10 protein-coding genes are annotated in these 13,244 nt (G+C 70.9%); 8 read left to right on the plus strand and 2 right to left on the minus strand.

Going from position 1 to position 13,244, the window contains the following annotated elements:
* Window positions 1–2: 2 nt before the first annotated feature.
* The 4 genes from ACWEK3_RS31910 (at window position 3) to ACWEK3_RS31925 (ending at window position 3,857) form a co-directional block, all read left to right on the plus strand.
* A complete protein-coding gene (locus tag ACWEK3_RS31910) occupies window positions 3–983 on the plus strand; it encodes an ABC transporter ATP-binding protein (RefSeq protein WP_453251185.1) in 981 nt (326 codons plus the stop codon).
* Entirely contained in the window at window positions 980–1,807 is an 828-nt protein-coding gene (locus tag ACWEK3_RS31915) for an ABC transporter ATP-binding protein (protein ID WP_450541324.1), read from the plus strand. The genes ACWEK3_RS31910 and ACWEK3_RS31915 overlap by 4 nt, the downstream gene beginning before the upstream one ends.
* 29 nt (window positions 1,808–1,836) lie before the next feature.
* The gene (locus ACWEK3_RS31920) at window positions 1,837–3,264 is read left to right on the plus strand and encodes an amidase (protein ID WP_453251186.1); all 1,428 of its coding nucleotides are present in this window, start codon (window positions 1,837–1,839) and stop codon (window positions 3,262–3,264) included.
* A gap of 62 nt (window positions 3,265–3,326) precedes the next feature.
* On the plus strand, window positions 3,327–3,857 hold the full coding sequence (locus ACWEK3_RS31925) for a GNAT family N-acetyltransferase (RefSeq protein ID WP_453251187.1): 531 nt from the start codon (window positions 3,327–3,329) through the stop codon (window positions 3,855–3,857).
* A 542-nt stretch (window positions 3,858–4,399) separates the two neighbouring features.
* On the opposite strand, the gene ACWEK3_RS31930 is transcribed toward ACWEK3_RS31925, so the two are convergent.
* Complete coding sequence (locus ACWEK3_RS31930; RefSeq protein WP_450541320.1) at window positions 4,400–4,546, minus strand: hypothetical protein; 147 nt, start codon at window positions 4,544–4,546, stop codon at window positions 4,400–4,402.
* A gap of 230 nt (window positions 4,547–4,776) precedes the next feature.
* Here ACWEK3_RS31930 and ACWEK3_RS31935 point away from each other — a divergent pair, with 230 nt between their 5' ends.
* The 4 genes from ACWEK3_RS31935 (at window position 4,777) to ACWEK3_RS31950 (ending at window position 10,554) form a co-directional block, all read left to right on the plus strand.
* Window positions 4,777–5,613, plus strand: coding sequence for an alpha/beta fold hydrolase (locus tag ACWEK3_RS31935; RefSeq protein WP_450541318.1), 837 nt, complete (start codon window positions 4,777–4,779; stop codon window positions 5,611–5,613).
* A gap of 22 nt (window positions 5,614–5,635) precedes the next feature.
* The gene (locus ACWEK3_RS31940; protein WP_450541396.1) at window positions 5,636–6,169 is read left to right on the plus strand and encodes a TetR/AcrR family transcriptional regulator; all 534 of its coding nucleotides are present in this window, start codon (window positions 5,636–5,638) and stop codon (window positions 6,167–6,169) included.
* 305 nt (window positions 6,170–6,474) lie between these two features.
* On the plus strand, window positions 6,475–7,668 hold the full coding sequence (locus ACWEK3_RS31945) for a PP2C family protein-serine/threonine phosphatase (RefSeq protein WP_453251188.1): 1,194 nt from the start codon (window positions 6,475–6,477) through the stop codon (window positions 7,666–7,668).
* Between the two features lie 543 nt (window positions 7,669–8,211).
* The gene (locus ACWEK3_RS31950) at window positions 8,212–10,554 is read left to right on the plus strand and encodes a SpoIIE family protein phosphatase (RefSeq protein ID WP_453251189.1); all 2,343 of its coding nucleotides are present in this window, start codon (window positions 8,212–8,214) and stop codon (window positions 10,552–10,554) included.
* Window positions 10,555–10,670: 116 nt separating this feature from the next.
* On the opposite strand, the gene ACWEK3_RS31955 is transcribed toward ACWEK3_RS31950, so the two are convergent.
* Window positions 10,671–12,962 (minus strand): N-acetylmuramoyl-L-alanine amidase, encoded by a 2,292-nt coding sequence (locus tag ACWEK3_RS31955; protein WP_453251190.1) that lies wholly within the window; start codon window positions 12,960–12,962, stop codon window positions 10,671–10,673.
* Between the last annotated feature and the right edge of the window lie 282 nt (window positions 12,963–13,244).

A 13,244-nucleotide genomic window follows, 5' to 3' on the forward strand; every position in this document is an offset into this window, starting at 1 on the left:
GGATGACTGTGCATCAGTCTCTTCTGGAGATCGACAACCTCTCCGTGCGACTGCCCGGGGGGCGCGCGGCCCGGCCGATCCTGGACGGCGTGTCCCTGCACGTGGAGGCGGGTGAGACCGTCGGCCTGGTCGGTGAATCCGGTTCCGGAAAATCGGTCGCCTGCCGCAGTGTGCTCGGGCTGCTGCCCGAAACGGCGCGGACGGACGGCGAGGTCCGAGTGGCGGGCCGCGACGTACTGACGCTGGACCGGCACGGATTGACGGAACTGAGGACCCGTCAGGTCTCGATGATCTTCCAGGACCCACGTGCCTCGGTCAACCCGATGCGACGCGTCGGCGACTTCCTCACCGAGCAAATGCGTGCCGCCGGCGTACCCGCGGCGGCGGCGACGAGCCAGGCCGAGGAACTTCTCGCTGCCGTGGGCATCCGCGACCCGCGCGGCGCGCTGCGGCGCTACCCGCACCAGTTCTCCGGCGGCATGCTCCAGCGCGTCGTCATCGCGGCGGCACTGGCAAGCCGGCCCTCACTGCTCGTCGCCGACGAGCCGACGACCGCACTGGACGTCACGACCCAGGCAGAGGTCATCGCGATCCTCACCCGCCTGCAGGCCGAGCGCGGCACGGGGCTGCTCTTCGTCACCCACGACCTGGAACTGGCCTCGGCCATCTGCGACCGCGTCTACGTCATGTACGCGGGGCGCATCGTAGAGACGCAGGCCGCCGGTGACCTGTTCGAGCGGCCGCGCCACCCGTACACGGCCGGCCTCCTCGCGTGCACACCCCGCATCGAACCCGACGCCGCTCCCCCGCGGCCCATCCCCGGCCGCCCGGTCTCGCTCGCCGAGTCGCCGGCCGGATGCGCATTCGCCGCGCGCTGCGCGCACGCGCAGGAGCGCTGCTCGGTCGACAAGCCCGTCCTGCGGCAGTACGGCGGCGAGGGCCTGGCCGCCTGCCTGCGCGCCGAAGAAGGGATCCTGCTGTGAATGCCGCGACGGAGAAGACCGGCGCGTCCGGTCTCGTGGTGGACGGACTGCGGAAGGAGTTCGGCGGCCACGCTGCGGTCGACGGCGTCTCCTTCACCCTGCGACCGGGCGGCTCACTCGGCATCGTCGGCGAGTCCGGATGCGGCAAGACCACCACGGCGCGCATGCTCGTCGGCCTCGAGACACCCGATGCCGGCAGCATCCAGCTGAACGGACGCGACCGTCTCGCGCGTGCCCGCGGCCGCGCCGAGCGTCTGGCCCGCGCCCGCGAGATCCAGATGGTGTTCCAGGACCCGTACCTCTCCCTCGACCCGCGCATCAGCGTGCGGGCGTGCCTCGAGGAGGTCCTGCGCCTGCACTTCCCGCTGAACGCGCCGGCGCGGCGCAGGCGGGTCGCCGAACTCCTCGACCAGGTGGGATTGGGAGAGCGTGAGGCCACGGCCCTGCCCCGCCGGCTGTCCGGCGGACAGCGTCAACGCGTGGCGATCGCCCGGGCACTGGCGGCCCGACCACAGGTGCTCATCCTCGACGAGGCGGTCGCCGCGCTCGACGTATCCATCCAGGCGCAGATCCTCGACCTGCTCACCGGCATCCGCCGCGACGAGGGCATCGGCTTCCTCTTCGTCAGCCACGACCTCGCGGTCGTCCGGCACATCACCGACGAGGTGGTGGTGCTGAGGGACGGAAAAATCGTCGAGTCCGGTCCCACGGCCTCCGTCCTGACCGGCCCACGGCATCCCTACACCCGCCTCCTGCTCGACTCCGTCCCGCGGCCCGGATGGGATCCGGCCCGCATCTCCGCAGGCCGCCGCGCGCTCACCTGACCCTTCCGACTCTTCCCGAAGGACATCACATGACCGACCTCACCGACCTCGCCTACCTGCCGGCCACCGAAGCCCTGCGCCGGTTCCACGACCGCTCCCTGTCACCGGTCGAGCTGATGACCGCGGTCATCGCGCGCGCCGAAGCCGTCGAGCCGAAGGTCAACGCCCTTGCCGAGCGGACCTTCGAGGAGGCGCTCGCCGCCGCCCGCGAAGCCGAGGCACGGTACGCGGGCAAGGGCGAGGCACCCCGCGCCCTGGAGGGTCTCGCCGTCGCGACGAAGGAGGAGCAGCCCATAGCCGGCCGCCGCAGCACGGACGGATCCCTGGCGTTCCAGCACGAGATCGCCGAGCAGACGCACCCGGTCATCGAGCGGATCCAGGCCGCCGGCGGCATCGTGCACGCCCGGACCACGACCCCCGAGTTCAGCTGCGCCGGGTTCACACAGTCACGGCTGTGGGGCATCACCCGCAACCCGTGGAACCTGGAATTCACCCCGGGCGGCTCCTCGGGCGGCGCGAGCGCCGCACTCGCGGCGGGTGAGACGACACTCGCGACCGGCTCCGACATCGGCGGCTCGATCCGCATCCCCGCGTCGTACACGGGCACGGTCGGCTTCAAGCCGCCGTACGGGCGTGTTCCGGCGATGACGCCGTTCAACCTCGACACGTACTGCCACGACGGTCCGATGGCACGCACCGTCGGCGACTGCGCCCTGCTGGAGAACGTCATCGCGGGGCCCCACCCGCTCGACGCGGTCTCGCTGCGGCCCAAACTCGTCCTGCCCGAGCGGTTCGAGAGCGCCGAAGGCCTGCGGGTGGCGCTATCGGTCACCCTCGGGGACTGGCCGGTCGATCCCGAGGTCGAGGCCAACACCCGCGCGGTCGCGGAGGCGCTGCGCGCGGCCGGGGCCGTCGTCGAGGAGGTCGAGGTCCCCATCATGCGGGCGGACGTGATGCGGGCAGCGGTGATCCACTTCGGTTCCGTCTTCGGCCCCTACATCGGATCGGTGGCCGCCGAGCACGGCGACCAGCTCACCACGTACGCGCTCGACTTCGCCCAACGGGCCGCCGAGGCCGTCCGCGAGCCCGGCAGCTTCCTACTGGGCCTTGAGATCGAGGCCGCGGTGCAGACGACGCTCGGTGCCCTGCTGGACCGCTACGACGTGCTGCTGTGCCCGACCACGGCCATCCCGGCGCTCACGGCGGACGACGACCACCTCTCGACCAAGGTCGTGATCAATGGCGTCGAGCTGGACTTCTACCTGGAAGCCGCGATGACCACGGCGTTCAACATCGCCAGCCGCTGCCCGGTGCTGAGCGTGCCGTCCGGTTTCGCCTCGACCGGAGTGCCGACGGGGGTGCAGGTCGTCGGGCGCACCTACGACGACACCACGGTGTTCCGCGTGGCGGCAGCGATCGAGGCCGCCCGCCCCTGGTCCAGCGTCCCGGTGCTCTGACCATCCACGAACCTTGATCCATTTTCGCAACAGGCCCTCACGGCAGTGCTAGCGTCGGCCGCATGCCTGAACTGATCGCACCCACAAGCCAGCTGCAATCCTCATGGCTCGCAGCGCGTGACGAGTGGCCTCCAGGTGCGCACCAGGACGGGACAGGCCTGCGTCTCGCGCCTGATGCCGACCTCGACAGCCCCGGGGTTTTCTCGGAGTGGGTCGCACGACTGCAACAGCAGTCGGACAGGTCAGCTGCCGTGGGAGAAGAGCGCGTCCATGCCACCCATTGGTGGATCGCCGAGGGCGACAACTACCTGGGAGCCATTGATCTGCGGCACTACCTGAACGCCTTTCTGCTCGACGTCGGCGGGCACATCGGGTACAGCATCCGCCCCTCCTTCCGGAGACGCGGCCTGGCAACGTGGGCTCTCGGGGCGGTTCTACCCGAGGCCCGTGCACTCGGCCTGGATCGAGTCCTCGTCACTTGCGACGACGACAACATCGGGTCGGCACGCAGCATCGAACGCAACGGTGGTGTCCTGGAAGACGTCCGCACAACCAACGAGGGCATCAAGCGCCGCTACTGGATCACTCTGTAGTCAGTGGTACGACTGCGCCGGTTGCAGCCGCTCGTTGATAGCTGCGATCAATACGGTGGTTTCGTAGCGGACCACGAGTTTGATGCCCCTCCCCGAACCGCGCGTGCGCTCCTGGACGACGGAGACCAACTCCGGCACCACCTGGACTCAGACCGCGTCCAAGGTCACACGGCGCCGCTCTCCGGCGGCATTGGACGCTGGGCCAGTTCAAGCCGCTCGCAGGTGAGCCGCGCATATAATCACGCCTACGCCGTGTGTGGCCCGAGCGCGATGTGCACCGGCGTTTCTGGGACCGTGCGGGTACTCCGGTCGATGATCACACCGTCGTCGTCTGTCTGGCCTTCCGGGTAGCGGAAGACATCTGATTGCCCATTCCGGCCCTGCGACGCCCTCCCCGCTCGAGCCACGCGCCGCTCGCCCGTGCCGCTCGAAGAGTTGTCGTCGGAGCTGGCCGGCCCGGTCCGCTACGAGCAAGTCGATCGGTTCTGGTTCGCTGCTCTCTCGGTCGGATACCTCGGTGTCGCTGGCGCGAGGTCTCCCGGTCACTCCGGGCACCCTGCTCGGCCGGCATCGCCGATTCTTCGCGTGAGTTCCTCACCGCCCAGGCCGAAGGCATCATCGCGGCGGACTTCTTCCACATCGACACCGCGCTCGGCAGGCGGCTCCATGCGCTGGCCTTCCTCCAGCACGGCACCCGGCACCTGCACATCACCGGCGTCACCGGTGCAGCAGGCGAGGATCCCTTCCGCGTAGGAGATGGCTGCGCACCCGGAGCCTCGGCGGCCTCATCAGCGAGTACAGATACGCCGTGTGACCTGCGGCGACGACCATTCGAGCGGCGCTCGATTTCGTCATTGACAGGGTTGGCTAATGAAGTTAGCTTTTAGCTAACAGGGTTAGCCACGATCTGAGGGATGTCATGACCGAGTACCTTGCCGTCGACGGCGGCACGATCGCTTACGAGGTGGCGGGGTCCGGCCCGCTGATCGTTCTCGCACACGGCATGGGCGACAGCCGCGCTGCGTACCGTGCTGTGATCCCGCCGCTGGTGGCGGCGGGCCATCGGGTCGCCGCGGTCGATCTGCGCGGCTGCGGCGAGTCCAGCGCCGGCTGGCCGGCCTGGAGCCGCACCGCCATCGCCGGCGACCTGCTCGCCGTGATCCGCCACCTGGGCGGCCCGGCCGTGCTCGTCGGCCACTCGATCTCCGGCGGCGCCGCCACCATCGCCGCGGCGCAGGAGCCCTCGCTGATCACCGCGGTTGTCGAGTTGGCGCCGTTCACCCGCAAGCAGTCAATCCGCCTCGGCGACCTGCGGGTGAAGCGCTTCCGGCAGGGCATGCTGCGGCTGCTCGGCACGGGTGCGTTCGGAAGCGTGCCGCTCTGGCGCTCGTACCTCGACGTGGCCTACCCCGGCGTGAAGCCGGCCGACTGGGCAGAGCGGCTCGGCCGTATCGACGCCCTGCTGCGCGAGCCGGGCCGGATGAAGGCCCTGCAGGGCATGGGCCGCAGCACCCCGACCGACGCCGGCGCGCAACTCGGCAACGTCCGCTGCCCGGTCCTGGTCGTGATGGGCACGCGCGACCCCGACTGGGCCGAGCCGCACGCCGAGGGTTCGGCGATCGTGGATGCCCTGCCGTCCGGCCTCGGCCACCTTGAGATGATCGAGGGCGCCGGGCACTACCCGCACGACCAGTTCCCCGACCAGGTGGTTTCGCTCATGCTCACCTTCCTCCGATCGGACGCCGCCCGTGCCTAGGGCCGGCCTGGACCCGGCGGCCGTGGTCGCGGCCGGCGCCGCCCTCGCCGACGAGGTGGGCTTCGCCAACCTGACGATGGGCTTGCTGGCCGAGCGGGTGGGCGTGCGCACCCCGTCCCTGTACAAGCACGTGGGCAGCCAGGAAGACCTCAACCGGCGCATCGCGGTCCTGGCATTGAACGAGGCCGCCGAGGCCGTCGGCGGCGCGGTCCAGGGGTACGCGGGCCGCGACGCCCTGGCGGCCGCGGCGCGCGCCTTCCGCGCCTTCGTCCTGGAGCACCCCGGCCGGTACGCCGCAACGATCGGCATGGAACCGTCCGGCCCGGACGATCCGCTGGCCACCGCGAGTCAGCGGCTGCTCGGCACGTTCACGGCGGTCCTGCGCGGCTACGAGATCGCAGAGCCCGACGTGGACCACGCCCTGCGCACGCTCCGTAGCCTCTGCCACGGCTTCGCCACGATGCAGGCGGCCAACGCCTTCCAGTGGAGCGCCGACATCGACGAGAGCTTCGAGTGGCTGATCACCTTCGCCGACCGCGGCCTGCGCGCCATGTGAGAATGCCGCCGCCGTCGACTCACTCGCGCAGGATCCGCGGACTGTCGTCGTCCTCAGTGGTGAACTGGACGATGACGGCGGGGCCCTTGGCGGCTGTTTCTGATCCCTGGCGGATTTCCGAGCCCCGACGGACCAGTCAGGCGTGGTGCGAGAGGGTGCCAGAAGTCTGCAGCCGTCTGCGGACCGGTCACCGGGTGTGTGCCGCCAGGGTGCTGCTGCTCGCGGTGGCATCGGGCCTCGCTGGCACCCGCTCTCGTCGTGTTCCTGCGCCTGCGGTACCGATCGGGAGGGTGTAAGTAGAAAACATGCGCCTGCGGCAGCGGTTTGGACACCGCCCTCGCTCACGGCAGGCCGGTGACGCTCTGCTGGCACTGCCGCTGGGTTTGATCGTGGCGATCGTGCTGGTCGACGTGCTGGCCCCGGACGGTCTGCCGCTGGGCCCGTCGCTGCTGATCGTGGCGCCCGCGCTCACCGCGTCCTTCGCCTCCACCCTCATGACCGGGGCGGTGGCTGCCCTGACGGTGGTGGGCATGGTCGTCATCGGTCTTCAAAGCGGCCACCTGCTGGGCGGCACGATGTCCTTCGGCTCGCAACTCATCGCCCTGCTGGTGGTGTCGGTGATCGTGACGGTCTTCCGCTATCTGCGGGAGCGGCATGCCCGTGAGCTGGCTCTGGTGCGGACGGTGTCGGAGGCGACGCAGCGGGTGGTGCTGCGGCCGCTGCCGCGGCGGATCGGTCCGCTGCGGGTGGGATCGGTGTATCTGGCCGCGCAGGAGGAGTCCTTGATCGGCGGCGACCTGTACGCGGCCGTCCGCACTCCCACGGGTACCCGGCTGATCATTGGCGATGTGATGGGCAAGGGGCTGACCGCGATCAGTGACGCCGCCCTGCTGCTGGGCGCCTTCCGGGAAGGCGCGCACCGCCAGGCCACGCTGCCCGACCTCGCGGCCTACCTGGACCACAGCGTGTGCTGGAACCTGGCCGATCCCGCCGAGGCGGAGAAGGCCGGGGAGTGCTTCATCACGGCTGCGCTCCTCGACATTCCCGACGTGTCGTCGCTCATCCACGTGGTCAACTGTGGGCATCCGCCCCCGTTGCTACTGCGCGGCACGAAGGTCTCCGCACTGCTCGCCGCCTGCCCCGCCCCACCGTTGGGCCTGGGCGAACTGACCGCCGCCGCCTACCACGTCGACACCTTCACGCTCGAGCCCGGGGACATGCTGCTGCTGCACACCGACGGGGTCATCGAAGCCCGGGACACTCGGGGCGTCTTCTACCCACTGACCGAACGCGCTGCCTACTGGGGCCACCACAGCCCCGCCGCGCTGGTCCACCACCTGCGCACCGACCTGCTCGCCCATGCCGGCGGTCACCTGGCCGACGACGCCGCCATGATTGCCGTCCAGCGCAGTCGTAGGCCGGCGCCTACTGAGGCAGCTGACCGCCCACCTGCTCGGCCCGACATGGAAGGCGACCACGCGCCCGACTCGGCGATGTGAGCGTATGTCTGATCCCGGCACTCACCAGTGCAGCACCATTTCCAACCAGTGGCGGTGCCTGGAGGCAGCCGAGCCGGGGCTAGCTGCTCGTCCCGGCGGAAGGCCGCCCCGGGGCCCGCTCACTGCAGCCCGAAAGGAGCCGCAGCCGGTGCAGGCTCCGCCCCGCCCCGCCGCCGACGGTCGTATACCAGCATCGAGAGCCGCCAGGTGTTGGCTGAGCTTGATCGCCCGCAGCGCAGCCGCACCTCCAGAGGGCATGGACGCGTAAGCGCAGGCCGCAATACAGGTCGCCAAGGGGGATGCCCCGTCGGTGTCCGGCCCCCCACCACCGCCCCCCACCACCAGTGCACGGCCGCTACACGGTGCAGGCACTCGGGCTTGCGCTCTCTGCTCGCCGGCAGCCGAGCAGCCGTTCCGGGATGCCGGTGACCCGTGCGGGCGAGTTGAATGGAAAGCAGTACACCACTACGTCCGGGGGTGAGACAGACGAGTGCGGACCCTTTGTCCGACGTCGTCGGGCGACTGCCGAGCGACAGAGCGGTCATGGTGCTGGACAACCGCGGGACCATGCTGGCGTGCACGCCCGCGGTCAAGGAGTTGCTCGGCGTAGGGGGCAGGGAGCTGATCGGCAGGCCGTTCGCCGACCTGCTCGCGGAGCCCGGCGGGGGGCTGCTCCCGCCCGGCGGCCCGGCGACGCTGCGCCACCGCCGCGGCCAGACCATGCAGGTCCGGCTGGAGGTGCTGCCGCTGAACGGCGGTTCCGAGGCCCGGTACCTGGTGCGGGCGGTACCGGTGACGACGGCCGCGGACCGGGAGCAGGCCGACGCCCTGGTGCGCGCGCTGTTCGGGCAGACCGAGATCGGGCTGGTGCTGCACGACACCGATCTGCGGATCGTGCGGACCAACCAGCCGACGGACGCCATCGGTCTGCTGGCCGGTACCGGGGCCGGGCCGGGCGGCGTGGCCCTCGACGAGGTGCTCGTGGTGGCGGACGCCCAGGCCGTCGCGGAGCGGCTGCGCCGGGTCGCGGAGACCGGGAAGCCGGTAACCAACCAGGTGGTCCGAGTGCACCGCCGGGAGGCGCCCGAGCAGGAGCGCGTCGTCTCCCTGTCGGCGCTCCGGATGGAGGACCGGGAGGGCCGATGTACCGGGGTGGCGGTCGTCTTCAGCGACATCACCGAGCGGAAGCAGGCGGAGCGCGGACTGGCTCTGGTCAGCGGGGCGGAGAAGCTGCTGCTGGGTTCGCTGGACATCGTCCGCACCGCTGAGGGCCTGGCCGGGGTGCTGGTGCCCGAGTACGCCGATCTGGCGGCGGTGGATCTCGCGGAGGCGGCGCTGGTGGGCGAGGAGCCCGGTGACTTCTCCCTCGGGGCTCCGCTGCGGCGGGTAGCGGTGGCTGCCAGGAGCGGCGTCTGGCCGGCCGAGCTGCTCACGGTCGGGGCCTCGCTGCGAGTCCGGGATCCGGAGCAGGAGTTCGTCTACCGACGCTCCGCGCTGGCCGTGCCGGACCTGTCCGAGCTGCGGATCGCGCTCGCCGGCGACGTCGAGGGGCGCCGCCAGGTGCTGCCCGACGCTGCGACGTCTCTGCTGATGATGCCGTTGCAGGCCCGCGGGCTGCTGCTGGGAGCGGCGGTGCTGTGGCGCTTCGGTGACCGGCCCCGTTTCGGCCCGGACGACGCGGAGCTGGGTGCGCGGATCGGCTCCCGGGCCGCGATCAGCCTGGACAACGCACGGCGATACGCCCGCGAGCACCGCACCGCGGAGGCCCTGCAGCGCAGCCTGTTGCCGCAGGCGGTCGTCCGGGTGAGCGCGGCGGACACGGCCGGCTCCTACCTACCGGCCGGTATCACGACGGGGATCGGCGGAACGTGGTTCGACGTGATCCCGCTGTCCTCCTGCCGGGTCGCCTTCGTCGTGGGCGACGTGGCGGGGCACGGCGTGGAGGCCGCCGCCGCGATGGGACGGCTGCGGACGGCGGTGCAGACCCTCTCCGACATGGACCTGCCTCCCGAGGAACTGCTGACCCACCTCGACGACCTGGTCGTCCGGCTGTCGGCGGCGGAGGCCGCCGCTCCGGGGCCAAATCGCGGGCAGGGCACCGTCCTGGGCTCCACATGCGTCTACGCCGTGTACGACCCGATCACCGGATTGTGCACGATCGCCAGTGCGGGCCACCCGCCGCCGGTGCTGTCCGTCCCCGGGCGGCCGGGGGCCGGATTCGCGGCGGTCAGGCCGGGGCCGCCGCTCGGGATGGGCGGTCTGCCCTTCGAGCCGGCGGAGCTGGCGATGGAACCGGGGGCGCTGCTCGCCTTCTGCACCGGCAAGCTGCTGGCCCACGGTGAGGACGGCGCCAAAAAGCGGTTGCGGCAGCTCCGTGAGCAGGTGGACGCCGCCGTGCAGGAGGACCGGACGCCGGCGGAGACCGGACGCACCGTGCTCCGGTATCTGCTGCCCGAGGCGCCCGCCCATGACGTGGCGCTGCTGATGGCCCGGCTGCACGTCCTGCCCCCGGACTCCACCGCCGTCTGGGAGCTCCCGGCCGATCCGGAGGCGGTGGGCCGGGCCCGGGAGATGGTGACGGCGCAGCTGAACGCTTGGGACCTGGAGGAGCTGGCGTTCACCACCGAGCTGATCGCCAGTGAGCTGGTGACCAACTCCATCCGGTACGCGGGCGGCCCAGTGGGCCTGAGGCTGATCAGGGACCAGGTGCTGATCTGCGAGGTCTCCGACCCGAGCCAGACCCAGCCGCGGCTGCGCCGGGCCCGGCTGACCGACGAGGGCGGCCGCGGGCTGTTCCTGATCGCCCAGTTGTCGCAACGCTGGGGCAGCCGCTACGCCCACCGCGGTAAGACCATCTGGACCGAGCAGCCGCTGCCCGTCAACTGACGCGCCGCTGATGGTGTCTGTGTCTCACGCTGACACGCGAGTCCGGTGGCAGCCGGAGTGGAGGTCCTGCTTGTGCAGGGTCCGGGGGCTGCCACCGGAGCGGGGTGCTGCGGGTCTTACTTGAGGTAGACCATGGCGTCCGTGGTGACGGCGGGGCGGCCTGCGGTGCCGACGACCACGATCTTGATGGTGTGCTTCGCGCTGGTGGGCCAGGTCTTGGTCCAGATCGCGTCGCGGTACTTGGTTGTCGCCGACTTCAGGTCGACCGTGGCGGTCTTGGTGCCGTCGACGTAGATGCCGGCCTGTCCGGAGGTGGAGGCGCGGGATACCAGCCAGGCCACGGAGCGGCCGGTGAAGGTCCAGGTCAGCGAGGCGTTCTTGGTCGAGCTGGTGAAGGAGTTGCCGCCCAGGTAACTGGTCGAGGACTTGCTCGTCCAGGTGCCCGTCTTCGTCGCGGCCGTCTCCTGGACGATGACCGGGGTGCCGGACACGGTGGCCGTGCCGGTGTTGCCCGCCTGGTCGTACGCGGTCAGGGACCAGGTGCTCGCCGCATCCGACTTGGCGGTGAGGGCGGCGGTGGTCGTGGTCGGCCCGTACGTGGCGGTGGCCGGGGCGGTGAGCCTGACCTCCTTCAGCGCGGCGTTGTCGGCCGCCTTCCAGCTCAGGGTGACCGGGACCGCGGTCGTGTTCACCGTTCCCGTGCGCAGAGACAGGGCGGGCTTGGTGGGGAAGGTGGGGGCGGTGGTCTCCGCGACGACCGTGGCCGCCGTGGAGGTGGCCGTCTTGCCGGACTGGTGGGTGGCGCGGACCTGCACCTGGTGGCTGCCCAGCGTCAGCGTGGCCTTGGCCGAGGTGGCGGTCCCCGTGGCCGTGGCCACCGGCTGTCCGTCGACGAGGAGTTCGTACTTGCTGATCAGCGCGGACGGTGTGGTGGCCGCCCAGTTCACGGTGACCGCGGCCTTGGTGTAGTACGTCGTGCCGGACAGGCCCGCTCCGGTGACGGACTTGATCGCCAGGCCGGTGACGGGGCCGACGGCCCAGGCGCGGAGGCTGGGCAGCTTGGCGTAGTACGCGTTGCCGGGGCATTGGGTGTTGAAGTTGTCGCGGTGCCCGTGAATGGTCGGCAGGCTCAGCTTCGCCCCCTTGGCCCAGGTCTTGCCGGCGTAGCTGCGGCCGCTGTCACCGGCGGTGAGGGTGGCCGTGCCGGCCGGGTCCACGCCGTACTGCCCGAGCTTCCAGGCGGCTATCCGGGCGACCGAGGTCAGCGCGGCGTCGCTCGGCGCGACGTCGGTGTAGGTGCCCAGGACGGATATGCCGGTGGTCTCGGAGTTGAAGCCGTAGGCGTGGGCGCCCATCACCGGCCGGTCCACTCCGCCCTTGCGGCCCTCGTAGACCGTGCCGCACTTGTCGACGAGGAAGTTGTAGCCGAGGTCTTTCCAGCCCAACTGCTTGACGTGGTACGCGTAGATGCCGCGGACGACCGCGGGGGCGTCGGCACAGGTGTAGTTGTTGCTCTCGGCGGTGTGGTGGACCACCACTGCCTTGATCTTTCCGCCGGGCAGGTAGTCGGGCGCCTCGGGACTGATCGACTCGTCGGCTCCCCAACCGGCCCGCGACACGATGGTCGGCCTGGGCGCGGTGGACGGGGGACCCGCGGGCGCGGTGGTGCTGGGACTGGGGGTTGTGGGCGGGGGCTGGGAGGCCGGTGCGGAAGAACTCGGCGCCTGGCTCGGCGGGGTGGACTCGGCCGGGGTCTCGGACTCGGCCGGCTCCGTGGTGGGATCGTCGCCGGCCGGTGTCTCCTGCGGGGGCGGGTCCACCGGCTCCATCACGTCCGTGGAGTCGGGAGAGGGGGACGGGTCATCGGGCGCGTCGACGTCGTAGGCCGCCGGTTCCATCGCTCCGGTGCCGCTACCGCCGCCCTTACCCGGATCGATCATGTCCAGGCGCAACCCGGCAGGCAGCCTGTCGGAGGTACCTCCGCCCGCGGTGACCCGCACTTCCACCCCGTCGGAGGGTCCCACCCAGGCCGGTTCCGTACCGCCTCGCCGGGCGGCCGCCTCGCCCTGACCGCCACCACCGTCCAGCCGCAGCCAGTCCGACCACTGACCGGATCCCACGGCACGGGTCCGGGCCTCGATCGTGCCCTCGATCCGCGACGAGGGCTCGCTCCAGGTGATGCCGAGCATGCTGAACGGCTCGGTCTCCTGCTGCTTCAGGGTGGCCTTGGTGCCGTGGCCGGTAGTCGGCAGCTCGGCGGTGAGGGCCTGGCTCCTCACCGGACCCGGCTTGCCGTCACCATTGGTGTCGTTGCCCGACTGGTCGGAGCCTGGGCTCAGTAAGAGCCCTCCGACAATCCCTGCCGCGACCACGGCGGCCGTACCCCAGATATAGCGCGGTTTACGCATGACTGATCTGCGATGTCCTTTGTGAGGGGTGAGAAAAAGAGGTCACATCCCACCAGCAGGGCGGGGCGACCACCCAGCAGACCTTCAAGATCCACTAAGGGTTGCGTCATCACACCCCAAGCCGCCAAGTGATTCAGACCACAGCTCCCGGCCAGCGCGCCGCGATGGCTGCCCACCGCTCGCGCAACAAGGCGCCGAAGGCTGGGAGTTCCCAGGTCCGCTCGATGACCTGCGTGCCGATTGCCGCCGTCGAGTCGAGTGGCCCCCGCCCATCCCGGCGCA

Source organism: Streptomyces sp. NPDC004721 (genome assembly GCF_053601495.1).